This window comes from Enterobacter sp. ENT02, assembly GCF_019219165.1.
Classification (GTDB): domain Bacteria; phylum Pseudomonadota; class Gammaproteobacteria; order Enterobacterales; family Enterobacteriaceae; genus Enterobacter; species Enterobacter mori.
Genome location: NZ_JAHUWD010000001.1, coordinates 685,941 through 707,358 on the forward strand (window position 1 = coordinate 685,941; position 21,418 = coordinate 707,358).

Here is a 21,418-nt window from a genome sequence, read left to right on the forward strand (position 1 = left end):
ACTTATCCGGGGTAAACCGTGATGATGTCGCCGTCATAGGTCAGGGCACCGGTGTAGAGGTAGCCGGGTATGTCCTGGATAATATTTAGCCCGATAAGATGGCGGCTTGCGGGCTTGGCATCGGCAATGAGCCGCTCCATTTCGTAATACATTTCCTCGGTGATACCAGACTCTAATACACCGATATCAAGGCGAAATGTGCCTGGGGGATCGTTGGTTTCCCACCATTCCGTAACATTGATAATGTATCCGAGCGGCTCCACAACGCGGCGTAATGCGCCGATGGTGCCTTTGTGTCGGTGGATCAGCCAGGCGTCGCGGATAGATTGCCGCTTGGTCTGCTCCGGCCAGTCCTTGTCCCACCTGTCGACTGAAAGCGCCCATGCCAGATAAGGCAGAAGACTCACCGGGCAGGTATCAGCGTTCCACAAGGTGCGAATCATTACCGGAATATCAGTAATCTTCTCCGTCACCTTCTCCGCGTTTCGCATGAAATCACTTGCCGATGGAGGCAGCAGGCTGTTACTCATCGGTTCCCCCTTTGCTGATAGCGAAGGACGTGCAGCGCGCCGACTGCGTATCATCAATCACAAGATCTCTGGCAGGCTCCTGCAACTCCACCCTCTGGACTCCCTGGACATGCAGCGCCGCCATAATGGCTGAGCGGGCAACGTCACGGCCAATCTTACCCTGCTGATTCAGCCAGGACTGAAGGGCATTTTGCGCAGCGGTAAGGATCGGCTCAGACTCAGGACCGGGATAAAAATAAAGCTGCGCCCTGATTTGATAATCAATAATTGCAGCACTTTGCACAGTGAGCCTGTCGCCGACTGGTCGTATGTTTTCGTCATTGAGGGCATTTTTGACGTCATTCAGTAACTCTGCCGATGCCGTACCGTCACCTTCAGTGGAAAGCACAGAAACGATCACGACAGCGGGCGACGGGCTGGTTGCTCTCGCGTCCGCCACTTTTCCGCTGACGCTCTTTGCAAAATATTCATATGCCCCGGTGGGACCGGCCACGCTCAGGCCTTCAAATGCAGACTGAGCACGCAGGCGCAGCGCGGTATCACTTTCCGTTTCCGCGTCAGCAGTTGTCGTTTCCGGGGTGATGATCAGACGTTCGGTATTCAGGTTGGCCGCGAGGTTATCAAGATCGGACGATACGGCATGGCTCAGCATACATGCCGCTGCGCCCTCATTGATGCGCTGGCGAAGCGTCATTTCACGGTAGGCAACCACCTGCGCGATCACGTTCAGCGGTTCAGATTCCAGCTCCAGCGCGGCGGCAACTGACGGCTGCTGTTCCTGCGGGAATGCTGCAAGCATGACGGCTTTGACCTCGCTGAGAATGAGTTCAAAGTCCAGCACTTCGATAATTTGCGGTTGCGGTAGCTGCGATAAATCAACTGTTGCCATTACTGCCACTCCTGAGCGTCAACGAACTGCCTACCGTCTGCATAGTTTCGGTGATAATGCCGACCAGTTCAGCGGTGACAGCGCCATCCTTTGAATAACTGATACTGATGCCGTTCAGGGCAATACGCGGTTCCCACATCGTCAGGGCGATCACCGCCGCACTCATACATTGCAGGCGCGTCACTTCGTTTTGCGGTTCATCCAGAAGATCGGGGAGCATACTGCCGTAATCCCGACGCATCACCCGGCTTGCCAGCGGCGTGGTCAGTATGTCGCGTACTGAATTCCACAGTTGATCGGTATCGGTAAGCTGGCCCGTGCCGTCCGGGTTCATGCCGGTGTAGCGGGCTGTCATTTCGGCCCCCCGGTGTTGCTGCTGCCACCCTGCACACCACCATGCACGTGCGAATGAACCGTCACCCCGTTAGACGAAAGCGATCCGCCTGAATGAGTGATTGTGCCCTTCATCGTGCCGCCCTCCGTCAGTTCGAACGTCCGCGCTTTCAGGTGTTCAGTGCATTCCACCACCGGCGTTTCAAGCGTGACGCTGGCAGAGGCTTTGATATGTGCTGTTTTCATGCCCTGAGCTTCCAGCGCGCTGCCCTCCGCGTCATAGCGGAAAGACGCTCCGTCTGGTGCTGTCAGTACAATCTCTTGCAGGCTGCTGCCCGGTGCAGGGTGGTCACTACTGTAAAGACTGCCGATAATGACCGCTGTTTCAGGATTGCCACCGATACAGCCCAGCCAGACCTGCTCACCCACGGAAGGCGGCATCCAGATACTGAATGCCCCGGCGCGCGTGGCGTTCCAGCGCAGCCAGTCGGTCTGAAGTTCGCCGCTTTGCACGCGCACGCGCCAGCTCTCTTCATCAACGGCAATAACGACGCCAACGCGGAGGATATTTTCAAGCAGGCGGATAAGTTCAGCACTCATCGCGCGGCACTCCCCAGGCTGTTAAGCAACTGTTCCGTAATCATCTGCTCATCGCCAGCGGTAAAGCCCAGCAGCTCACGCACCGGATATTTAGCAAAAGCACCCGGCCCGACCTGATCGCGCTGGCCGTACTGGTGCACACGCGCAATGCGTGCCGCCACGCCGTCATAACCCACGGATGTGCCCCCTGCATCAGCGCGCATTTTGAGAAAGCGATAACTGCGCAGCCGCTGAAACATCGGCACCTTCTTCGCAGTGCTGCGGCGCACTGAGCGCGTATTGATCTCGATGTAACGCTCAATATCGCTGCGGTAAAAGGTGCGAATATCGTTGCGCTCTTCGTCAAAGCCGGTAATGGTGCGCCCGTATTTCCCCCGGCCACCGTGCCAGTTTTTCAGGCGGCGGATCTCACCCTGCCAGACAAACACAATGCCCTGCTGAGAGCGCAGCACCCTGCGGCGTCGGGCAGGATACGGCGAACCTTCGGGGTTTTGCTGTGCTTTGATGCGCTGTTGCTGGCTCTTTCGCAGTGCCTGGCCAACCGCGCGGGCGGTGCGAACACGTCCGGCCTGAGAGGTGCCCGCGAGTATGTCGCTGAATACCTGATCCAGCTCACGGAAGAGATCGTTACTCATGCACGTCAGCCTCCCACGTTACATCTTCAAAGATGGTGCTCCAGTCGCCGTCCGCTGACGGTATGCGCGGTTTAGGTTCCGGTAAATGCTCCGCCCTGGGGATGCCTTTTGCGTCCAGAGTGACCTTTACGCGCTCGTGCAGCGGCATTTCAAAAAGAATGTCGGCGGTATCGTCGTTGTTGATAAGGGTCGTAAATTTAACGTTCCGATTCTTCTCCGGGTTCAGCAGCAGACCAGGCTGGTTGTGCCAGAGCCATGCCATTAACGGCAGCGTGAAATCATCAATATCACCGGCAAAGTTCATTACAAACAGCACCAGGGTATAGCGGTACATAAACGACGGTGTTTCGCCGGTCGTCTCGATATTCCCTTCTTCCACAAAAACGGTGAAGGCTTCAGGATTGGCCCTGCACCATTTGTTAGCGCGGGTCAGGGTCTCGCGCAGTGAGTCAGCTTTCAGCATGGTGATACCTTCTTAACGCCCGAAACGTTCAATCGCGCCCGCAATGATCAGCAGATGAATAAGCGTCCAGTAAGGGTGAGCGCTCAGGTAGTCGAAAAAGGTCATGGTGTGGCCCTCGCGTGGTCAGTCAGTCTTTTCAGGCGGCGCAGATCGAGATCGGCTATCGCCGCCTTATCGGCGTTGCAGGTATCCAGCGCATCGCGCAGGCGATCACTCCAGATGGCTATTGCGCCCCACGTTACCGGGGAGGTCAGTTCCGGCGCTGGCGTTGCTGCCGTCAGGCTTTCCGGCACCGGTTCGTGCACGATTTTCATTTGCGGCTGCGGCGGTACGGTGTTGCAGGCTGTTACTGACAGAAGCAGGCACAACAGTACTGGCACACGTATCGTCTTTGATGGCATCGCGTATGTATTCACGTCGCTTTTCTCCCTCGGCGTTTCTTTGCTGTTCGGCTGCCCGCAACTGTGCAAGGACTTCGCGGGCGTCAGTAGTCAGTGCCCGCAGCTCATCCAGCATCTCACCATTACTCTTTACCTCGCGTGAAAGTGCTTCAGTGCGCACGGAGTCTTTACCGCGTTGATGCGTCTGCCAGAGCAGGCCACCAGAGGCCAGCGCCAGTAGTGCACATAAAATGGCTGTAATCTTCACTTAACAGCCTCCACGTCATGCAGGCACCACGCCTTAAAATCCGTTCTCCGGTTAACCAGCCCCTGGCTGCGTTTACCGCCGCTGTTCACAAAGTCCGTCAGCCGGTTACACATCGCCTGCCATTCATGCGCCTGCGCCTTCTTCCAGATGGTCGTGCGCTGCTTTCGCTTCTGGCCGTCCGTGAACCACATCAGTCCAGTACACCCCACATTAAGACCGGCATCCGTCATGGCCTCAAAGGCAGACTGCGGCATATGCGCGCCTTCAAAATTCTGGTTAATGCAGTTTTCAGCGTGCCGCATATCGTTAATCCAGCGACCGGCGATCTCGCCGTCGCTGTACTCACGCTTTTCAACACGTCCCGTCGAACCAATTCCAACCGTCAGCACGCCAGCCGTGCAGTAGTAGGGCGTATTCCGGCAGTCTTCCCAGCCAGCAATCTTTTGCTGGCCTTCAGGCGTGGTGCGCAACGCGCCAGGACTCAGCGTGATACCCAGCGCAACAATGGCCGCAATGGAGCATTTTTTAATAAGCTGTTTCATCTTCCGGCTCATTCTGTTGCAGAAGGTCAAGCGCCCGGCGCTCTGACTCACTCATCTGTCTGTGTTCTGCCTGCTCAAGGATCTGGTTAATCAGTTCGTTTCGACGCTTCTGCCCCCGTTCGATGCGGGCGCGATAGAGCCATCCACGGGCACCAAAAACCATCCCGACGAGAAGACCGGCCAGCGCAATCTTTTCGCTTAGTGTCATGACGCCGATACTCGTGACCATCGCTGACATCGTGAATGTCAGCCAGTCATTCAGGCGCTGAAAAAAACTTAATCCCATAGCTGCACCATCTCCTGTGTCGCTTTACGCGCGATTTCCGGCAGTTCAATCTCCTGACCGGCATCAAGAAAAACCTGCTGGCTCAGTCCGGGATTGGCAGACAACACTTTTTCGGTCACGCCCTGCGTGGTGCCGTAGTGACGCCAGCAAAGCAAATCCACCGTATCCCCCTGCAATGCCTTCACTTTCATCAGCAAAGCTCCGCATAGAGGCGCGGGGTGTCGCGAATGTCAGCGATACTCCAGCGGGCATCCCGCCAGAGATCATCCCGTTGCAGGTCAAGCGCGGCGGCGTCTTTATCGCCTTTCGCCGTGGTATCAACGTCGCGATAGCCTTCAAGTACCAGCGCCCTGGCAATCGAATAGACTGCGCGGCGGAAGCGGTACACCTTCACGTTTTCGCCGTTGATAACCAGCTTTTCCATCTCACCTGATGGCAGGGCTGAAGGCACATCTTCCAGCGTCTGAAAACCTGCTTTGACCTGACCGGCACGCCAGTCAAGCAACTGCGCAGTGACATGGGCTACCGCTTCCGTGGTGACGTGCATCAGCCTGGACGTGGTGATGCCGCCAGTGATGCGCGCGGCCAGACGAAGATCGGCCAGTTTAATCACCGGCCAGAAGCCCCCGGCACTGACGGTGGTATCACCATCATCTACATCGGGCGTATCGCTGTCGGCAGGCAACACGCGCTTATTTGCCACAAGGCTGCTCATGCACTCATCTCCCATAAATCAGGCGGTGGGCGGGTGGTTAAAAGACCGTAAACGGGCAGATATCCACCCGCGCCGCCTGTCGGACGGGGCCGAAGTCGTTAATTCTTTTTCTGGCTGGCAGGCTTGCGCTTTGTCGCTTTGCCTGTTGCCGCCCTGGTCATGGTTTTACGCGTCGTCGCTTTACCTGCTGCGCTGGCGGTGGTGCTCTTTTCAGGGACAGGCTCAGCAGTAACGTCAGTTTTGTCGGTGCTGGCCGCGTCGCTTTCACCTGTGCCGCTATCCGCAGACAGCTTCTTAACTTCACGGGCAAGCGTGGCGATCTCTTTTTTCACCCCGGCGTTGGGGTTGCGCGTCAGCGCCTCACGGAACAGCGCCAGCGCTTCTGCTTTAGCCGTGATATCAGTCGCGCCACGGCGGGCAAGCGCACGGGCCTTGCACAACTTGGCACGCACCACATCCGGCATATCACTGTCGGCGACAATCTCCGCCACTTCATCAAGCACTGCGGTACTGGCCGATAAATCAGCGTCGGCATCAGCAGCGGCAAGCGTCAGTACTGGTTTGCTCATTTCTTCGGTCAGGAATGTTGCCGCCGTGCGGTTGAAGTTATCCGGCAGCGTCAGCCCGTGGCGTACCACGTAGCGCCCCATCCTCAACGCAAGCGCATAGTCACGACAGTCAATCGCCCAGACCATCAGTCTGGTAATGACTTCATCTTGCCGCCCGCTGTCGCCGTCGAGCGTGCCTTCAATCCATCCCTCATATTCAGGCAGCATGGATTTTTTCATTTCGGCTTTGGTTTCTTCGGACTGCACGCCGCTGAGGCGGGACAAGTCCATACGCAGGCGATGCAGAATTTGCTCATGCGCGGTGCGCTGGATATCGGATTCTTCATCCGCCTGGCCCCGGCGTTCTGCCATGACCTTCTGAAAATGTCGTTGTGCCGGTGTTAACATCGTCACTTCTCCCCGTCATGGCGGGGCAATGCCCCGCCGCTTCTGTCACTCGCCTGCCGGTTCGGCCTGGGCGAACTGAATGCCGTCAATGAACGCAACATTGCCGTAATCTTCAATGACGAAGTCATCGTTTGACGACTGATACGTTGCGACACGGTTGTATTCCGGCTCTTCTTTGATCGTCCGGCGCAGACCGCCACGCTGGTAGTACACCGACAGGTTTTTGAACGGCGTGATCAGCACGCCATTTACCGGGAAGTAAGGCGCGATAAAGGTCGGCATATTGCCTACGCGCTCCTGCGCGACAATAAGCTGACCGGCCAGCATTTCGGTATTCGGGTTGGTCTGGCTTAATGCGTTGATGGCCGAGAAATTGCTGCTCGTCAGCAGGTCGCCCGCCAGAATCACCACGTTATCCGGGTTACGTTTGTGCCATTCATCCATCAGGCTGTTTTTGGCGTCGTACACCGCAGCGCCAATGTTGCCGTAGGTGCCTTTTGCGACAATCTTGTTATCTTCATCGCGCGAGGTGATCGTCACATTGGAAATGACGCGGTGCGGCGCTTCCTGGCGGATTTTTTCCAGCCAGCCAATGCCACAGTCCTGCAACAGCGGGTTAGCGGCACGGTCAGACGGGTCGCTGTACTTAACGCCGTTAAAGCCAATCATGATGCGGTCAAGCGACATCTGGCGGGCCATTGCCTTACTGATCAGCGGCTGGAACTCCGGCATGTGCGCCCACGCATCAAGCTGTTCATAGCTGATACCGTAGTCATAGTTGACCTTGCGACACATGTAGTCGAACGGCTCCATTGAATGATTTGAGCCAGGGTTACGACGACTGGTAACACTGTTGTTTACGCCAGCCATCGGGCCTTTGCTGCCGATCAGGACTTTCTGACCGATCTGCTGATTGACGCCAAACACGTTAATTTTGCTCAGGAAAGAATCATCCTGCTGTGCGGCCTGCTCAAGGCGCTGCTGACGCGTCGGATCTACGGCGAATTTTGCAGCAACGGCGGCGGTTGATACGCCATTGAGCTGTGCCTGCCGGGCGATGTACTGATCAAATAGCTGGCGGGTATTGTTATCCATGTTCTCTGCTCTCTTTGTGAATATCAGTAATCAGCCAGTTGCGCGTTAGCGCCACCGCTCGCGGGTGCCCGCTGGCTGAAATTGCCGTCTGTGCTTCCCAGCTTGCTGGTCAGCGCGGCAAGGTCGGAGGTCAGCTTCTGAATGGCCTGGCTGTCCTGCTCGCGGGCGCGGCTCAGGTCGTTGAAGCTGTCCAGCAGATCGGCATGGGACTGGGCGACGTTCTCCACGGCGTCACGCACCTGGCTGAATTGCTCACCGTCAGATTTACGGCCTTTGCCGATAATCCCCATGACGCGCGCGAACCACTGTTTACCCTCATCGCTGCGCTGCTCAGCCAGTTCGATGATTTCTGCCTCAATGGCATCGGTGAACAGCGGGGCTTCACCCTGCTGATTGTTGAAGGACATAACCTGCTGACGCTGCTGCGCGGCAAACTTCAGGCGCTCGGTGCCGAGGCTCGCCGGGGTATCGGTCATTGCCAGCCCCATGACATAAGCCTTGCCGTTAAGCGCGAACTGCGGGTGCAGCTCAATGCTGGAGTAAATTTTCTTACCTTCTTCCGTCAGCTTCTTCATGCGCTCAGAAGGTTCGATCTCGGCGTAAAGCGCGGTGCGTCCGGCGAGCGGGCCTTCACTGATATCTTCAGCACTCAGCGCTGTCACATCCCCCATTGCGCCGAAGTCACTGCCGGGGAACGGCGAAAGGTAGTGCTCCACGTTGACGCGTGCGCCGTACACGTCCGGGCTGTAGTTTGCTGCTGCATCACGAAGGTGCTCAGGGCGAATTTCACGCCCGTCAACGGTGGCACCGGAGACAGCAACGCGGAATTTCTTACGGGCTGGTTTAGCTGCGCTGGCCATGTCGATAATCCTGTTGAGTGGTTTCTGTACGGTCATGATGGCAGAGCGTAACTTGCTGTCTCAACGAGGTTTTGTTGTCGGAGGAAGGCGAGACCTTAAAGTGGGCGATAGGGGGATCGCGCGCGGGGTAATCTTCACCACATCAACGGTGGAGGGCAGATGATACAGGACGCTTTTGTACGTCAGAGAGCAAAACAACTTTACTGGCAGGGCTACCCGCCAGCGGAGATCGCGCGTCTGATGGGAATTAATCAGAACACAATTTATTCATGGAAAAAACGCGATGAATGGGATGAAACGCCGCCCGTCCAGCGCGTCAGCCAGTCTATGGATGCTCGCCTCATCCAACTGACGGACAAGAAAGACAAGACAGGGGGAGACTTCAAAGAGATTGATCTGCTTACCCGGCAACTGAAAAAGCTGTCTGACGGACAGCAGGCGGAGACTGGAGCGGGCAAAAAGCCGCGCAAGCGCAAGCTGAAAAATCACTTCACCGAAGAACAGATCGTCGCGCTGCGGGAGAAAATACTGGATTCGCTGTCGTGGCATCAACGTGGCTGGTATGAGCAACGCCACCACCGAAACCGCATGATATTGAAGTCCCGCCAGATTGGCGCAACCTGGTACTTTGCCCGCGAGGCGTTACTTGATGCGCTGCGTGACGATGTGAAATACCCGTACCAGCGCAACCAGATATTTCTGTCTGCATCCCGCCGCCAGGCTCACCAGTTCAGGGGATTCATTCAGAGAGTTGCCGAAGAGGTAGATGTTGAGCTTAAGGGGGGTGACAAAATTGTACTGAGTAACGGCGCAGAGCTGCATTTCCTCGGCACGTCTGCGGCGACGGCGCAGTCCTATACGGGCAACCTGAAGTTTGACGAATTCTTTTGGGTCAGCAACTTTACCAACCTGCGAAAGGTTGCAGGGGCGATGGCAACGCTGAAGGGGCTAACGCGTACCTACTTTTCCACGCCGTCAGGTGAAACCCATGAGGCTTACCCGTTCTGGACGGGCGATCGCTGGAATGAGAAACGCCCGAAGGCACAGCGCAAAGCGTTTGATGTGGGCTGGAAAACGCTGAACAGCGGGCTGTTATGCCCGGATAAAACCTGGCGTCAGATAGTCACCCTGAAGGACGTGATAGACCACGGCTGGGAATACACCGACCTTGAAGAAATTCAGGATGAAAACAGCGAGGATGAATTCCGCAACCTGTACATGTGCGAGTTCGTTCGCGATGGCGAGTCTGCATTCAACCTTAACGCCCTGATTGGCTGCGGGGCAGATGGTTACGACGAATGGCCGGACTGGAAGCCTTTCGCGTCCAGGCCGATGGGTAACCGCCCGGTATGGATTGGATATGACGCCAACGGCAGCAGCGGCAACGGTGACAGCGGCGCGATTTGCGTTGCGGTTCCGCCACTGGTGCCGGGCGGTAAATTCCGCACGGTGGAAACGGAACAGGTGCGCGGCCTTGAATTTGAAGAGCAGGCGAAAGTTATCGAAAACTTCACCTTCAAATACAACGTTCAGCATGTCGGCATCGACGTGACGGGCGGTAATGGTGAAGCCGTTTACCAGATAGTGAAGAAGTTTTTCCCGATGGCGATGCCCTACACCATGTCAATGACGTCAAAGCGCGCCCTGGTGCTGAAAATGCTACAGCTGATCCGCGCCGGGCGATGGGAATATGACCGCAGCGAGCGCGCCCTGATCAACGCCTTTAACTCTGTTCGCAAGGTAAAGACGCCGGGCGGATTCATCACCTATGACACTGACCGCTCGCGCGGCGTCAGCCACGGGGATTTAGCCTGGGCAAATATGCTCGCCATTATTAACGAACCGCTGGGCCAGGAGAGTGGCAGTGGCGGGTTTGCTATGGAGTTCTGATGAAGAAGCGCACCTACAAAAACAAACACACTGCCAGCAGAGGCAGTGCCGGACAGCCTGATATTTCTGACGCGCTCAGAAGCGATCCGGCGCTCAGCGCCTTCACGTTTGACGGGCCATATTCAGTAACAGACGGCTACGATCTGCTGGACAGCATGTGCTGCGTCGATAACGGACGGTACTACGAAACACCAATAGACTGGAAAGGGTTAACCCGTGCGTTCGCACAATCCCCGCTGCATCAGTCGGCGCTTTACTTCAAACGCAATGTGCTGACCGGGTGCTATATCCCTCACCCATTACTCTCACGTCAGGCCTTCTCTGCTTTTGCGCTGGACTGGTTTGTCTTCGGCAATGCCTACCTTGAACGTCGCTCTAACCTCCTGGGCGCACCGCTCAAACTCCAGCATGTTCCGGCCCTGCACACACGGCGGGGGAGTGACCTTGATACTTACTGGTTTATCCGGCAGTGGAAAGATGAATACGAGTTTAAGACGGGGCAGATCTGCCACATCATGAACCCGGATATTCATCAGGAAATCTATGGTATGCCTGAATACATGGGGGCGCTGCTGTCCGCCAGCCTGTCCCATTCTGCCGACAGGTTTCGCAAACTCTACTATGACAACGGCTCTCACGCCGGATGCATTCTCTATGTCGGTTCGGAGAAGGTGGATCAGGAAAGCATAAAGGTGGTGCAGAAGACGCTGTCGCAGGCCAGAGGTAAAGGCTCCTTCAAAAACGTGCTGATCCACGCACCGGGTGGCGGCAAAGACGGCGTGCAACTGTTGCCGTTCAGCCAGATATCGGCAAAGGATGAGTTTCTTAACATCAAATCAGCAACGCGCAACGATTTGCGCGACGCTCACCGCATCCCTCCACAGCTAATGGGCGCAATGCCGGAAGGCAACGGATCGCTCGGTGATGTTGAGAAGGCCGCGCGTGTCTTCGCCATCAACGAAATGTTGCCAGTAATGGAAGCGATGAAGGGCATCAATGACTGGCTCGGTCAGGAAGTGATCCGCTTCAATCCCTACGCTCTGCTCAAAGACGAGTGACCCGCCCCACCCGCCGCATATCCTGCGGCGGTTCTCTTTCAGTAATTTTCATTAACCGCATGACAGACCACCACCTGAACACCGTTCGGCATGAGATTTAACACACCTCACTGAGAGCGCATGAGCGCCACTCTGGCAGGCGTAAACTGCAATCGATCCCGCGCACACCCGGAAGCGAAACAGGGCCCGTAGAAGGCATGGAAGGCCGCAATATGGCATCTAAAGGCATCCCCTCCCTACCCCCTTTCGCGTGGGCTGTTCCCCCGTCACCTGCGCGCGACATTTGTTTCGTTTTTTGTGCATTTGCCGATTCTAATCCAAACCGTGCCATCGCTGGTCGTATAGAGCATAAACTGCATCAAAAAAATTGTGCAAAATTGTGCACTGTTGCGCAGCAGCCCAAGGCCTGCTGCTTCTGGTTTGACTTGACGATATCCCGCTCTAAAAATCTGTGCATATGCGCGAGTTAAGGTCATGATAGCTAATTACTTCTCATTTTTGCTTTTTAAGCCACATTGCTGTTATCAGGATTCTCGGTTCTGTTTCCTATAATCAACTGTTCCATTTCTCTTTCTTGCCTTTCATTGATTATTTGACATGCCTCCTCTGATAAGAAATAAAGGTTACATACATTATTTGGTACCGCAACGATGTTAAATGTGGCATATAGAATTGAGTACAGATAAGGATTATCATTTTCAAAATTATATCGATCCTTGATGACTTCAATATTACCATCAGTAACCTTCTCAATATTTACAGATAGTAATTCATTTGATTTTTCCAATTCAAAATTACTTAACAAATCCAAATAATACAATCCTGAACCGTTTAATTTTAGATGACCTTCCTTATCAGTAATCTTTAAACCTCTTGAATATCTAAACGTATTACTCCTATCTTCAACCATATATTCGATTGTAATTAACTTGTCGACTAACAAATCTTCAGGGTCATTAATGTTAATAATATTCACAACATTTGCATTGATGCTATTCAATACACTTCGAATCCATTCATATACTAACCATTGGCTATGGTTGTGAATATTCATTTCATAAGAAACCCCGTCTGTTGCTGGAAGTACTTCTCTTTTATTTATTAAGAGATAAGTATCAATTCCATTTATCTCTATTCCTAAAGCTATATTATCCAAAGGCATAATTAGCTCAAAGAGTTTCTCCACAGAAAGTGTTATTTCATTTTTATATTTATCAACTAGTGAGGGTTCTAATTCTGATTCAATTATGTTGCGCAATACTAAAGAATTTAACGCTGAAATAATTGACTCCAGTTTTGACACAACTTGTTGTTTGTTTTTGTTATCAGTGACATCTGTATTAGTGATAAGTGTAAATAATTTAGAAAAAGATTCCCCATTCATGTACTTTACAATAGAGTTTAATTCATGCGTCAATATTGAAGTTGCATCTTTGAACTCATTAACATCTCGAACAAACAAGAGGTTCAATTGATTATTATTGAATGAACTTTGAGTAAGGATAAATGCAATCATCTTATATGTGTCATTCGAAACCGATCTCCACGTCGCCTCTCCATCAGGAATTTCTCGAATTTTAGTTTCCGCATCAAACACCGAAAACTCTTGAGGAATAGAAAATAACACATCGTAAAGTTCTTTCTTATAATATAATTCTTGCAAAAACTTAGCATTCACCCAAGACTTCAATAAAGAAATCAAATCGTTAAGCTCTTCTTTGTACTCACCCTCCTTTTTTTCAACATGTTCTATCCGCATAATTAACAAAGTTATTACTTCAAATAAGCAGCGTAACATTTTACGTTGCATTTCGTTCAGTGAGTCATGCTCTGCCTTATTACTAAGATCTAAGTACTGCAATCTATTAGTTACAAAATCAGTATCAACTTTGAATGCTGCATAATTATTATAAACTAAGTTTCGCAAAACTATCGATATATATAAATCTAAGAACACATAATTTGATTCTTCCGAACGATACCTAACTCGGTGTTCAAACAGCCTGAAAATTCTTTTGTAAAAATCGGAAAAATTACTCTTGCTATAAATATATCTTGCAAGTCCAATTAATGACCGCATTATATTCGCTGCTTTCTCTAGATCGTTTTGGTTAAAGGCCTCATAAATCATTTTTTCAAAAAACTTTGCGAGCATTGATGTCTTAACAAGATCTTTGGTATTCGATGATGTTATTGATAAATCAATATTCCTTAATGTGTTTATATAGTTTTCATTTGAAGTTAATTCATTAAAAATACGCACACCAAAATCTAACGACCACTCATCACCATTTAGTAAACAATTTCTAATGTTTTCTACAAGTGCTTCTTCAATTTTTTTAAAATCGCTATAAACATAAGGGATAATACTATAACTTATTCCTTTCTTCAAAATAGATTCAATTTCTGAAATGTGCGCTTCAGTTAAATCAGAATCTACAGTAGTAATTATCTTTATTGAGGAAGTTGATATGGGCGATAAAAATGACAATGAAATAAATATAGTAGGGGCATGTTTAAGATTAAACTCCATAAGTTTATTTGAAAGTTCGCTAAATACCTTTGGTTTGTAACCTGAAATAGCAATATCGTTTCCTTCAGGGAAAATATTTAATGTTATAGCATCATCACTCCAGTAGAAAGTACTTTGGTCATTACTGTAGTAATTGCAACTAGAAATCACCTTAGAAAATTCATTAGTAATTTCCTGACGTTGATTGTTTACCTCGTTATATTTTTTTCCCGTAGAGCGTATAGAGTCCAACAAAATCCCATTAATAACACCAGATTCCTCGGTTATATTGTAAAGCCTATAATACATTATTCCGTATTTAAAAATGAAAAACAATGAAAAGAAAGATGAAATAAAATACCCAATTAAACCGCTACCGATAAGAAGTAAAAAAACACCACATAAAAGACTACATACAGATTGGACACTAAACCCTAAAAAATTATATTCCCTTAGTAAAAGCACTTTAGACAAAGACTCGAAACCATGCTCAGAGGTCTTAGAAACCTGATCAACAAACATTCCCATAAAGGTTATAGACAAAGCAGCTATAGTACCGTGTATTCCTAAAAAACTGCCCCAAACACCAGTAATCCAGTTGAGATAAGAATTATTATAAAAAGATGGGCTAATCAAAAGATATTTATATGGTTCATTGCAATACCTTGAAAAGTACATCCCAGCTAGAATCAAAAAGGAAATAACCAAATAGAAAATTATTGTTTTCTTTACATTATCATAAATAACAGCTTGTTTTGGCTTACCATCTACTTCTATTTTTATAACACTCATAACCTATCCCAATTTGCAATAAGTAGTCACACTTATAACAAGGCACCATTTTGCCTATCACTTTACATCCAAGGCTTTCTTCAACCTTTCTAATATTCTATCTCTATCTAAGATGTTCGCCATCTTTTGTTTAGTTGAAACTTCAAAGCCCGCATCCAATCGATTGTTAATTGTCAGCCGCCCATCTTTAAACACGAAGATAAGATTACCATAGCCAATATGCGCCCCTGCAATAAATGATTTTATCATCCCAACGCTGGCATCAATCCCACGCAGTGCCAGCAGTTCGCTGATCTGTTGCTCTTTAACGGATAGCCCGGTCCCCTCTTCCCGCTCCGGTGACCGTTTTTTACGCTTACTTCTCATATCGTCACTCAGCCGCTGCGCCAGTTCTCGATTTTCCTGCCGTGAAAGAGAATCAAAATTCACCGTCACGCCCACTTCGTGATCGGCATGTTCAAGACCGTCTGCACCTGTCGCGGGATCCTGCGTACAGTTATTGACAGAACTCCGAGGGGCCGCTGCGCGGCCTTCTAAGGTCAAAATCTCGACCGGCGACGGCTTACGCTTCGGCACAATCTTGTAATCGGTGGTACGGGTGAAAATGACTGATTCGCTGCCCGTATAAGGGCAATAAACGCCAGTAATTTTGGCGACCGTGTCACCATAATCATTGCCGTTTTCGGTGAATTCATAGTTAAGCCGAACGCGCAGGCAATCGCGCGCGACAAATGGCCCGCCCTGAGCGTTGGTATATCCCGGCCAGTCTGGCGCATCGGCTGCGGCGCGTGCCGCTTCAAGCTCCGGATGCAATACCAGCTCACGGTCACCTAACCGGCGCAGCTCCCGCCAGGTGGTCACCGGCGCGCCGCCAATCTGCTGAAACTGGCGGATATTCCATCGTGAAGCCCAGGCACGCACGCGCTTTGCCATATCCCTGACTGGCTGGCCTGACTCAAGATCAAGCTCACCATCCATGCCGTATCCATCGATATTTTTGGAAATGTATTTGGCGATGTAGCCCGTCGCCGAGCCAAATTGCTCGTCGATTGGCTTAACGGTAAAGCGGTGCTCCTGTGCCCCCGGCTCCTGCCCGTCTTCTCTCATGGCATGCTTACGGAAAATGGCTGTTGCATACTCCACCTCCTCAGGACGGAGGAAGAGCAGCAGGTGCCAGTGAGGGGTTCCATCGTGGTGTGGCTCTGCAACACGAAAACCAAACGTGCGGATACCTTCACGACTCCATTTGGCTCTGACGCGCGCCCAGACTTTGCAAAGGTATTTTTGCGTCTGTCGCGGGCTGGTGTGCTGGTACTTATCGTTTCGTCTGCCTGACTGGACATGCGTTGAGTGGTAACGCGACGGCGCTGTCAGCGTGTAGAACATGCCAACCAGCCCCATTTCATTCGCCATATCCTCAAACCCGCGCATGCGCACCATCAGCTCATGCCGCGCGATCTTCGGGTTGGAAACACTACCCATCACCTTATCCAGTAATGAGCTGCGCTCGCCGGTGTCCTGGTCTTCCAGCTCCATCGCCTGAAGGAATTCGAAGTTCGCTTTTTTCTGCGCCACCCATTCCCTGAAGCAGGGATCAGAGCAATATGGTGAAGCCACTTTGCTGACGTAGCCGGTCGCGATCATTAGATGTTCGCGCCAGCAGTCATGAATGCGGCGGATTTTGTTAAGCCACCATTTTTCGGAATGAAGTCTGCCAGCGGCACGCAGCGCCTCGTCGGCGTCCAGTTCTTCGTCGCAATAACGCGCCCATCCGGGGATCGCGATATTGAGCGTCGCCGCTTTGCTCGCTATAGCCCCGTACGCGTAAATCGACGAAAACTCGAGATCGGATGTTTGCTCATACTGAAAATCAAACTCGCGCATAAACTCGCTTTTCATCAGGTTCGCAAGCTTATACGCCAGTCTTTTCAGACGCTTTTTGTCCGCCCACGGCAGCAGGTGAAATTCATCACGCAGCGGAAGAAGAAGCGCCGGGAGCGTACTTTGTGGGAGGTATTGCGCGTTAACCGCATCAACACGGCGTAAGACATGACGCTCAAACGTACCGAACAGCCAACGCACGACGTCTTTTGGTTTGCTGCGTTCGAGGTTTTCAAGGTGCTGCGAGAAGCGCTTACGGATAAACGCCGGGAGCGTTTGCACCCGGCGGCGGAGGTAGTTAGCGCGGCCATTTCGATCAAATGCCTCACGCGCATCGCCCTCGCGCGGGCGCAATGGTGCGCTGTAGACCGTATCAACCAGATCACCATAAGCGAGCGCCCTGCGCTCGCCTTTCGGTGTCAGATACTCAATAGCTGAACTTTCGGTTTTATGGGGGTTGATGGCCTGCCGTTTGGTATTCCATTCCCATGCTAAGGCGGTGAGATCTGACATACACCACCTAAACCGTCACTGTGTCACCGGGCTGAACCTGGCGAGCATCTTTTTCGGTATCACGGATAATGGTCGTACGGCTGAACCTGCCCCAGCTCAATACCTCCACCTCAACGATCCAGAAATGGCGGTATGGGCGAACGTCGAGCACGCGAGTAATCACTGCATCAACTGTGTTCATCGGGTGGCGACCTCCCGAATCTCTTCGATTGAGTCAAGCAGCAATCGACGGCGGGTATGTTCGGCAAAGTGACGTTTGCCGGTGTCTTTCCGGTAGCACTCTGTTTTGCCGACTACCCACATGGATTCCGTCTGGTGCAGCTTCTTGCGCTGCGGGCCGTCTTTGGTAATAACGATGCCCGTATGAGTCTTTTTAATGGTCATCAGAAAGGCTCCTGCGTTTCACAGCCCTTGGCAGGGTCGAAGCCTAAAAACATCTCGCCGTAAGTCGCATTCCCCATTACCGGCCCACAATCCGGACAGCAACCACCGCCAGCACGATCGCAGCCATCACACACGCGAAGAACGCCAATAACCTCGCCAGCCATATCGCGGCTTTTGGCGCTCACAGAGCGGCGGACACTCAGGGAGTGAAGGTTGAAGGCGGAGTAAATTTCGCGGGTATCAGGCGTGTCGCTGTTTGAGATGATCGAGCGGGTGGCGTACTGACGGTTAACAGCCACAAGAGCCGCTACCAGAGCGCGATGATCATCTAGGGTAAAGGGTTTGCCGTATGCGGTGAAATTGGCGGTGTCGCTTGCAGGGATATAGGGTGGGTCACAATAAATCACCGCGTCATGCGCGAGTTGCATAACGTCAGGGATAGATTGGCGGAAATCACTATGGATAAAGACCACTTTGGTGTCGCTGGCCTTTTCGGCGAATAAGCGCATTTCCGCTTCAGGAAAGTAAGGTTCGGCATACTTACCGAATGGAACGTTGAATTCACCCTTCTGGTTAACGCGATACAGACCGTTATAGCCATGGCGATTCAGATACAGGAAATACGCGGCATAAAGCATTGCTGCGTCCGGATCGGAGTCAGCCTGGCGGGCCAGTGAATTGAACTCTGTGCGCCGTCTGTAGTATTCCTCTGCACTGTTTCCGCCTTTGAAAGCCCAGCGGCAGGCGGCAATAGCGTCTTCTTTGCGGCTGGTTAATTGTCGGAAAAAATTAATCAGCGCAATATTGCTGTCGCAGAGAACGTAGCGGCGGTAATCCGTGTTCATGAACACAGTTCCACTACCCACAAACGGCTCAATCAGACAATCCGCTTTCGGCAAATGCTTAAGCAGCTGCGGCATAACGCGGGTTTTTCCTCCCGCCCATTTAATTGGCGATCTGATCATTTGCGAAACTCCTGGTTGTAGGTTTCATGGGTCATGAGTCGCCACTGAGCGCCGCCGTTCTTGCTAAGCAAGCGCCAGCGGCGGCCAATACGGTTCACGAGATAGGCGTGCGGCTTGATGCGGGTGAAGTTGCGCTGACCACGTGAAAAACATTTCAGGGCGGCAATCGCCTTGGTGCATACAGGCAATGGCGCGCTGCAAACGACTGAAAGACGCGTATGCATGGCGGGCCTCACAGGGATTCAAAGTGAGGGCTGGTCAGACGCTGCCAGACCTCGCAAACCTGCTCTGCCCGATATACGGCATCGGTCAGCATGTAGGTTGCCGTCGAGCGGCGCGGGTGCGGTGTATATCCGGTGACACCGGCGATGTGGATTAACGTTGAGAGATAGCGAATTTCGAAGGATGGCAGACGCGGGCCCATCCCATAGCGAGACAGAGCGTACGCAAGCTTAGTAACATCTGCGGAGTCTCCGGCGGTCCAGCAAATGAGGGTTTCATGTTTTGATGCCGTTTCACTAATAAACCGACATGCCCCCTCCACAGCTCCGGCCTCGCTACAGGTTGCGTGGATGATCTCTGCTCGCTGTGCCGAGTCCCCCTTCATGAGTTGGAAAACAGCCTCAGGATTAACGCTACCCACAGTTCTAATGTCGATTGCTCGATAGTATTGCGGTCCAATCTTCCCTGTTGATGGCTCGAAGAATACGCACTCAATTGCAAAGATCGGCGAGTCTGGCGCTTTCCCCAGCGCGCGAATATCTAACATGAAGTTATTCATTGTTTGTTACCCTCGTTAATGGTTAATTCGCGGCTTGCGATCCACCGCTCGACTGATGAATAAATCTCTTCTGGTGTGGCGCTTTCCTTTTTCAGCTGGCTGACAAAAATACGAAGCAACCCCAAAATGTGGGCGCGTTCGTGTTTGCGTGCGTTGGTGCTTATCTCTACAAACTCCGGATCACTTATTTCGCCATCCAGCTTTATTGACTTAACCGACATGCAACCTCCTGAAAAAGGCAAAACGAATCCCCGGCAAAATGAATGCCGTTAATTTAAGCCTGCTTAATTAGTGGTTAGGGCGAGGTTTTCTTTTAACCTGTTTAAACAACCTTTCGTGCCAGTAATAAAGAAAATCAATAAAGGTCATTCGCGCACGCTCGTGATTACCTCGAATTGTTTTCTCCAGCCCGTAAATAATCAGATCAATAGATGGGCTATCTGGTGCAACGATAATGCGATTTCCATTTTTCAAAATTACGGTAAAACCCTGCTCCGCATTTTCTACCGCCTCGCGGATCAGCATTTCCCGTTCCCACGATGTTTTCTCTTCAGTAAACATGTAAGCCCCTTTTCTTGTTACAAGAGCTTTTTAAATGCTCTTGCCAGGGTAGCCAGCACGCCTTTATTTATCTTTTTTGTATAAATAAAAGGTTTGCTCATTCCCTTAACAAAACGAATCTTATTAGGCTCCGGCTTAAAGAAACGCCCGTCCGGGCATTCAATCCAGCCCCGCGTATTACGGTAGTGCGTAACCTGACAACCATTTTTCAGGAGGCTTGCCAGTGATGGGATCTCTTCGTTCATATCGTATACCTGTTAAAGTTGCCCGCGTGCTTTCCTCTCTACTTCTTCCCGGCGCGCTTTAAATTCTGATAAGGCTTTTTCTCTTTTCTGCCTAACCTTCTTACAGTGCAATCTGATTAGAAACTGAATCAGGCTTATTACTACAATTGAGAAAAATAGGAGCCCAACGATCATTTCAAGCTTCATTTCTTCCACCACTTCTTAGTTTATCAATTGTCTGTATTGCCTCTGCTAATGCAAAGTCTCTGCCGAAGTAGTTACCGTCATTTAAAACGCTATAGGCTCTCTGCATAGTGCGCGATCTTCTTGGACACATATGAATAGTGAATCCGCGATAGACATAACTATGTCGACTAAGTTGAATGAGCTGATGCATGGTTATCCTGTTAACTGTTTGCAATAGCATCCTTGAGCATGGCTATCATATTTACTTCCACCTTGCCCCCCGTTAACTCTTTAGGTCTGATAATTATTCTTCCGTCACGAACCATTAGCCGACATGTTTCGAATGGAATCCCGGTTATCCTGGAATACTCCTTCAGAGATATATAAGGAGCTGCAACATTCATATTGATGGTTACGCCCGTCATTTTTACCTCGATTTCCGATGTTAATTACCAGAATGCTGTTGCGGCTCAGATTTCATGGATTCAAGGCCACGCAGAAAGACGATGCGTACCATGTTTGATGCTGAGCGGCACTCAGCCTCTGCCATGGCCTCAATTTCTGATCGTTCTTCAGGGGACAAACGCAGTGGCAAAGAACCGCCAGCTACGCTGTTTTTGGGCGTACGCGCCCGCTGTGTGTTTTGTACTTGTGTCATAGTGGTATATTGTGATCTGCTAAGTGTCTGTGATTTACATTCTGGTACTCAAATGAGTACCTGTCAAGGATTATTGAATGCAAACGAGTACAGGAGAACGTCTCAAAGAAGAGCGCGTACGCTTGGGACTGAGTCAGGCTGCGCTTGGCGAGATAGGTGGTGTTAGAAAACAAGCTCAGCTCAATTATGAAAAAGGTGAGCGAAATCCTGATTCCACATACCTTTCCGCAATAGCAAAATTTGGTGCGGATATCCAGTACATCGTTACAGGGATAAGGTCTGCGGAGAGCCTTTCTCCAGATGAGCAGGAGTTGATTAATCTATTTAGACAAGCTCCGCTGGCGGTCAAAGCAGCGGCGCTAGCAGCGTTAAACGCAGGCAATGCCGCTTCGGATTCAATAACTGTGTCTGGTAGTGGTAACCGAGTGGCTGGCAGGGATTACAACGAAAACAATAAATAG

29 protein-coding genes are annotated in these 21,418 nt (G+C 51.2%); 3 read left to right on the forward strand and 26 right to left on the reverse strand.

All coding sequences use genetic code 11. The features are described from left to right. Positions 1–2: 2 nt before the first annotated feature. From KW829_RS03100 to KW829_RS03165, 14 genes are all read right to left on the reverse strand, one after another. On the reverse strand, positions 3–530 hold the full coding sequence (locus KW829_RS03100) for a phage tail protein I (protein ID WP_218307566.1): 528 nt from the start codon (positions 528–530) through the stop codon (positions 3–5). Next, positions 523–1,419 carry a baseplate J/gp47 family protein gene (locus KW829_RS03105; RefSeq protein WP_218307567.1) on the reverse strand — a complete coding sequence of 299 codons (897 nt, stop codon included), beginning with the start codon at positions 1,417–1,419 and terminating at the stop codon, positions 523–525. Before KW829_RS03105 ends, KW829_RS03100 begins: the two co-directional genes overlap by 8 nt. Beyond that, the gene (locus KW829_RS03110) at positions 1,406–1,774 is read right to left on the reverse strand and encodes a GPW/gp25 family protein (protein WP_218307568.1); all 369 of its coding nucleotides are present in this window, start codon (positions 1,772–1,774) and stop codon (positions 1,406–1,408) included. Before KW829_RS03110 ends, KW829_RS03105 begins: the two co-directional genes overlap by 14 nt. Then, positions 1,771–2,352 carry a phage baseplate assembly protein V gene (locus KW829_RS03115; protein ID WP_218307569.1) on the reverse strand — a complete coding sequence of 194 codons (582 nt, stop codon included), beginning with the start codon at positions 2,350–2,352 and terminating at the stop codon, positions 1,771–1,773. Before KW829_RS03115 ends, KW829_RS03110 begins: the two co-directional genes overlap by 4 nt. After that, positions 2,349–2,987, reverse strand: a complete 639-nt coding sequence (locus tag KW829_RS03120; RefSeq protein WP_218307570.1) for a phage virion morphogenesis protein — start codon at positions 2,985–2,987, stop codon at positions 2,349–2,351. Before KW829_RS03120 ends, KW829_RS03115 begins: the two co-directional genes overlap by 4 nt. Then, entirely contained in the window at positions 2,980–3,450 is a 471-nt protein-coding gene (locus KW829_RS03125; RefSeq protein ID WP_218307571.1) for a phage tail protein, read from the reverse strand. Before KW829_RS03125 ends, KW829_RS03120 begins: the two co-directional genes overlap by 8 nt. Before the next feature lie 210 nt (positions 3,451–3,660). Next, on the reverse strand, positions 3,661–4,098 hold the full coding sequence (locus KW829_RS03130) for a DUF2570 domain-containing protein (RefSeq protein WP_218307572.1): 438 nt from the start codon (positions 4,096–4,098) through the stop codon (positions 3,661–3,663). Next, the gene (locus tag KW829_RS03135) at positions 4,095–4,640 is read right to left on the reverse strand and encodes a lysozyme (RefSeq protein WP_218307573.1); all 546 of its coding nucleotides are present in this window, start codon (positions 4,638–4,640) and stop codon (positions 4,095–4,097) included. Before KW829_RS03135 ends, KW829_RS03130 begins: the two co-directional genes overlap by 4 nt. Beyond that, positions 4,624–4,926, reverse strand: a complete 303-nt coding sequence (locus KW829_RS03140; RefSeq protein ID WP_045292875.1) for a hypothetical protein — start codon at positions 4,924–4,926, stop codon at positions 4,624–4,626. The genes KW829_RS03135 and KW829_RS03140 overlap by 17 nt, the downstream gene beginning before the upstream one ends. Beyond that, complete coding sequence (locus KW829_RS03145; protein ID WP_045292873.1) at positions 4,917–5,117, reverse strand: tail protein X; 201 nt, start codon at positions 5,115–5,117, stop codon at positions 4,917–4,919. The genes KW829_RS03140 and KW829_RS03145 overlap by 10 nt, the downstream gene beginning before the upstream one ends. After that, a complete protein-coding gene (locus tag KW829_RS03150; RefSeq protein ID WP_094948283.1) occupies positions 5,117–5,641 on the reverse strand; it encodes a head completion/stabilization protein in 525 nt (174 codons plus the stop codon). Before KW829_RS03150 ends, KW829_RS03145 begins: the two co-directional genes overlap by 1 nt. A 98-nt stretch (positions 5,642–5,739) precedes the next feature. After that, positions 5,740–6,597 carry a phage terminase small subunit gene (gpM, locus tag KW829_RS03155; RefSeq protein ID WP_218307574.1) on the reverse strand — a complete coding sequence of 286 codons (858 nt, stop codon included), beginning with the start codon at positions 6,595–6,597 and terminating at the stop codon, positions 5,740–5,742. 45 nt (positions 6,598–6,642) lie between these two features. Continuing rightward, positions 6,643–7,692 (reverse strand): phage major capsid protein, P2 family, encoded by a 1,050-nt coding sequence (locus KW829_RS03160; RefSeq protein ID WP_058651655.1) that lies wholly within the window; start codon positions 7,690–7,692, stop codon positions 6,643–6,645. Between the two features lie 23 nt (positions 7,693–7,715). Then, positions 7,716–8,552: a GPO family capsid scaffolding protein gene (locus KW829_RS03165; RefSeq protein WP_175086644.1), complete on the reverse strand. Its 837-nt coding sequence runs from the start codon at positions 8,550–8,552 to the stop codon at positions 7,716–7,718. 159 nt (positions 8,553–8,711) lie between these two features. Here KW829_RS03165 and KW829_RS03170 point away from each other — a divergent pair, with 159 nt between their 5' ends. Together KW829_RS03170 and KW829_RS03175 are read left to right on the forward strand one after the other, a co-directional pair. Next, complete coding sequence (locus tag KW829_RS03170) at positions 8,712–10,442, forward strand: terminase large subunit domain-containing protein (protein ID WP_218307575.1); 1,731 nt, start codon at positions 8,712–8,714, stop codon at positions 10,440–10,442. After that, complete coding sequence (locus KW829_RS03175; RefSeq protein ID WP_218307576.1) at positions 10,442–11,500, forward strand: phage portal protein; 1,059 nt, start codon at positions 10,442–10,444, stop codon at positions 11,498–11,500. Before KW829_RS03170 ends, KW829_RS03175 begins: the two co-directional genes overlap by 1 nt. Positions 11,501–12,005: 505 nt before the next feature. Here KW829_RS03175 and KW829_RS03180 read toward each other — a convergent pair. The 12 genes from KW829_RS03180 to KW829_RS22905 all read right to left on the reverse strand — a co-directional run bounded on the left by KW829_RS03180 (position 12,006) and on the right by KW829_RS22905 (position 20,724). Then, positions 12,006–14,804 carry a hypothetical protein gene (locus tag KW829_RS03180; protein ID WP_218307577.1) on the reverse strand — a complete coding sequence of 933 codons (2,799 nt, stop codon included), beginning with the start codon at positions 14,802–14,804 and terminating at the stop codon, positions 12,006–12,008. A 57-nt stretch (positions 14,805–14,861) separates the two neighbouring features. Continuing rightward, positions 14,862–17,198 (reverse strand): replication endonuclease, encoded by a 2,337-nt coding sequence (locus tag KW829_RS03185; RefSeq protein ID WP_218307578.1) that lies wholly within the window; start codon positions 17,196–17,198, stop codon positions 14,862–14,864. 7 nt (positions 17,199–17,205) lie between these two features. Then, a complete protein-coding gene (locus KW829_RS03190; protein ID WP_218307579.1) occupies positions 17,206–17,379 on the reverse strand; it encodes a hypothetical protein in 174 nt (57 codons plus the stop codon). Then, positions 17,376–17,582 carry a hypothetical protein gene (locus KW829_RS03195; RefSeq protein ID WP_000152897.1) on the reverse strand — a complete coding sequence of 69 codons (207 nt, stop codon included), beginning with the start codon at positions 17,580–17,582 and terminating at the stop codon, positions 17,376–17,378. The genes KW829_RS03190 and KW829_RS03195 overlap by 4 nt, the downstream gene beginning before the upstream one ends. Further along, positions 17,582–18,547, reverse strand: coding sequence for a Dam family site-specific DNA-(adenine-N6)-methyltransferase (locus KW829_RS03200; RefSeq protein WP_218307580.1), 966 nt, complete (start codon positions 18,545–18,547; stop codon positions 17,582–17,584). Before KW829_RS03200 ends, KW829_RS03195 begins: the two co-directional genes overlap by 1 nt. Next, a complete protein-coding gene (locus tag KW829_RS03205; RefSeq protein ID WP_218307581.1) occupies positions 18,544–18,771 on the reverse strand; it encodes a hypothetical protein in 228 nt (75 codons plus the stop codon). The genes KW829_RS03200 and KW829_RS03205 overlap by 4 nt, the downstream gene beginning before the upstream one ends. A gap of 8 nt (positions 18,772–18,779) precedes the next feature. Next, the gene (locus KW829_RS03210; RefSeq protein ID WP_218307582.1) at positions 18,780–19,328 is read right to left on the reverse strand and encodes a 3'-5' exonuclease; all 549 of its coding nucleotides are present in this window, start codon (positions 19,326–19,328) and stop codon (positions 18,780–18,782) included. Then, positions 19,325–19,549, reverse strand: coding sequence for a hypothetical protein (locus KW829_RS03215; protein WP_148731443.1), 225 nt, complete (start codon positions 19,547–19,549; stop codon positions 19,325–19,327). Before KW829_RS03215 ends, KW829_RS03210 begins: the two co-directional genes overlap by 4 nt. Before the next feature lie 67 nt (positions 19,550–19,616). After that, a complete protein-coding gene (locus KW829_RS03220) occupies positions 19,617–19,889 on the reverse strand; it encodes a hypothetical protein (RefSeq protein WP_023305085.1) in 273 nt (90 codons plus the stop codon). Between the two features lie 17 nt (positions 19,890–19,906). Further along, a complete protein-coding gene (locus tag KW829_RS03225) occupies positions 19,907–20,134 on the reverse strand; it encodes a phage filamentation protein Fil family protein (protein WP_218307583.1) in 228 nt (75 codons plus the stop codon). A 175-nt stretch (positions 20,135–20,309) separates the two neighbouring features. Beyond that, positions 20,310–20,540: a DUF4761 family protein gene (locus KW829_RS23000; RefSeq protein ID WP_311764695.1), complete on the reverse strand. Its 231-nt coding sequence runs from the start codon at positions 20,538–20,540 to the stop codon at positions 20,310–20,312. Continuing rightward, the gene (locus tag KW829_RS22905) at positions 20,521–20,724 is read right to left on the reverse strand and encodes a hypothetical protein (protein ID WP_008500353.1); all 204 of its coding nucleotides are present in this window, start codon (positions 20,722–20,724) and stop codon (positions 20,521–20,523) included. The genes KW829_RS23000 and KW829_RS22905 overlap by 20 nt, the downstream gene beginning before the upstream one ends. Before the next feature lie 310 nt (positions 20,725–21,034). On the opposite strand from KW829_RS22905, the gene KW829_RS03235 reads away from it, so the two are divergent. Next, positions 21,035–21,418, forward strand: a complete 384-nt coding sequence (locus KW829_RS03235) for a helix-turn-helix domain-containing protein (protein ID WP_032646298.1) — start codon at positions 21,035–21,037, stop codon at positions 21,416–21,418.

What these genes read in the sequence shown, in the direction of transcription:
- gpM (WP_218307574.1), bottom strand. Translation starts at nt 6,597, where the DNA reads ATGTTAACACCGGCACAACGACATTTTCAGAAGGTCATGGCAGAACGC.
- KW829_RS03180 (WP_218307577.1), bottom strand. Translation starts at nt 14,804, where the DNA reads ATGAGTGTTATAAAAATAGAAGTAGATGGTAAGCCAAAACAAGCTGTT.
- KW829_RS03120 (WP_218307570.1), bottom strand. Translation starts at nt 2,987, where the DNA reads ATGAGTAACGATCTCTTCCGTGAGCTGGATCAGGTATTCAGCGACATA.
- KW829_RS03135 (WP_218307573.1), bottom strand. Translation starts at nt 4,640, where the DNA reads ATGAAACAGCTTATTAAAAAATGCTCCATTGCGGCCATTGTTGCGCTG.
- KW829_RS03195 (WP_000152897.1), bottom strand. Translation starts at nt 17,582, where the DNA reads ATGACCATTAAAAAGACTCATACGGGCATCGTTATTACCAAAGACGGC.
- KW829_RS03150 (WP_094948283.1), bottom strand. Translation starts at nt 5,641, where the DNA reads ATGAGCAGCCTTGTGGCAAATAAGCGCGTGTTGCCTGCCGACAGCGAT.
- KW829_RS22905 (WP_008500353.1), bottom strand. Translation starts at nt 20,724, where the DNA reads ATGACGGGCGTAACCATCAATATGAATGTTGCAGCTCCTTATATATCT.
- KW829_RS03220 (WP_023305085.1), bottom strand. Translation starts at nt 19,889, where the DNA reads ATGTTTACTGAAGAGAAAACATCGTGGGAACGGGAAATGCTGATCCGC.
- KW829_RS03100 (WP_218307566.1), bottom strand. Translation starts at nt 530, where the DNA reads ATGAGTAACAGCCTGCTGCCTCCATCGGCAAGTGATTTCATGCGAAAC.
- KW829_RS03185 (WP_218307578.1), bottom strand. Translation starts at nt 17,198, where the DNA reads ATGTCAGATCTCACCGCCTTAGCATGGGAATGGAATACCAAACGGCAG.
- KW829_RS03165 (WP_175086644.1), bottom strand. Translation starts at nt 8,552, where the DNA reads ATGGCCAGCGCAGCTAAACCAGCCCGTAAGAAATTCCGCGTTGCTGTC.
- KW829_RS03105 (WP_218307567.1), bottom strand. Translation starts at nt 1,419, where the DNA reads ATGGCAACAGTTGATTTATCGCAGCTACCGCAACCGCAAATTATCGAA.
- KW829_RS03200 (WP_218307580.1), bottom strand. Translation starts at nt 18,547, where the DNA reads ATGATCAGATCGCCAATTAAATGGGCGGGAGGAAAAACCCGCGTTATG.
- KW829_RS03210 (WP_218307582.1), bottom strand. Translation starts at nt 19,328, where the DNA reads ATGAATAACTTCATGTTAGATATTCGCGCGCTGGGGAAAGCGCCAGAC.
- KW829_RS03225 (WP_218307583.1), bottom strand. Translation starts at nt 20,134, where the DNA reads ATGAACGAAGAGATCCCATCACTGGCAAGCCTCCTGAAAAATGGTTGT.
- KW829_RS03140 (WP_045292875.1), bottom strand. Translation starts at nt 4,926, where the DNA reads ATGGGATTAAGTTTTTTTCAGCGCCTGAATGACTGGCTGACATTCACG.
- KW829_RS03160 (WP_058651655.1), bottom strand. Translation starts at nt 7,692, where the DNA reads ATGGATAACAATACCCGCCAGCTATTTGATCAGTACATCGCCCGGCAG.
- KW829_RS03175 (WP_218307576.1), top strand. Translation starts at nt 10,442, where the DNA reads ATGAAGAAGCGCACCTACAAAAACAAACACACTGCCAGCAGAGGCAGT.
- KW829_RS03205 (WP_218307581.1), bottom strand. Translation starts at nt 18,771, where the DNA reads ATGCATACGCGTCTTTCAGTCGTTTGCAGCGCGCCATTGCCTGTATGC.
- KW829_RS03190 (WP_218307579.1), bottom strand. Translation starts at nt 17,379, where the DNA reads ATGAACACAGTTGATGCAGTGATTACTCGCGTGCTCGACGTTCGCCCA.
- KW829_RS03235 (WP_032646298.1), top strand. Translation starts at nt 21,035, where the DNA reads ATGCAAACGAGTACAGGAGAACGTCTCAAAGAAGAGCGCGTACGCTTG.
- KW829_RS03115 (WP_218307569.1), bottom strand. Translation starts at nt 2,352, where the DNA reads ATGAGTGCTGAACTTATCCGCCTGCTTGAAAATATCCTCCGCGTTGGC.
- KW829_RS03145 (WP_045292873.1), bottom strand. Translation starts at nt 5,117, where the DNA reads ATGAAAGTGAAGGCATTGCAGGGGGATACGGTGGATTTGCTTTGCTGG.
- KW829_RS03125 (WP_218307571.1), bottom strand. Translation starts at nt 3,450, where the DNA reads ATGCTGAAAGCTGACTCACTGCGCGAGACCCTGACCCGCGCTAACAAA.
- KW829_RS03110 (WP_218307568.1), bottom strand. Translation starts at nt 1,774, where the DNA reads ATGACAGCCCGCTACACCGGCATGAACCCGGACGGCACGGGCCAGCTT.
- KW829_RS23000 (WP_311764695.1), bottom strand. Translation starts at nt 20,540, where the DNA reads ATGCTATTGCAAACAGTTAACAGGATAACCATGCATCAGCTCATTCAA.
- KW829_RS03170 (WP_218307575.1), top strand. Translation starts at nt 8,712, where the DNA reads ATGATACAGGACGCTTTTGTACGTCAGAGAGCAAAACAACTTTACTGG.
- KW829_RS03215 (WP_148731443.1), bottom strand. Translation starts at nt 19,549, where the DNA reads ATGTCGGTTAAGTCAATAAAGCTGGATGGCGAAATAAGTGATCCGGAG.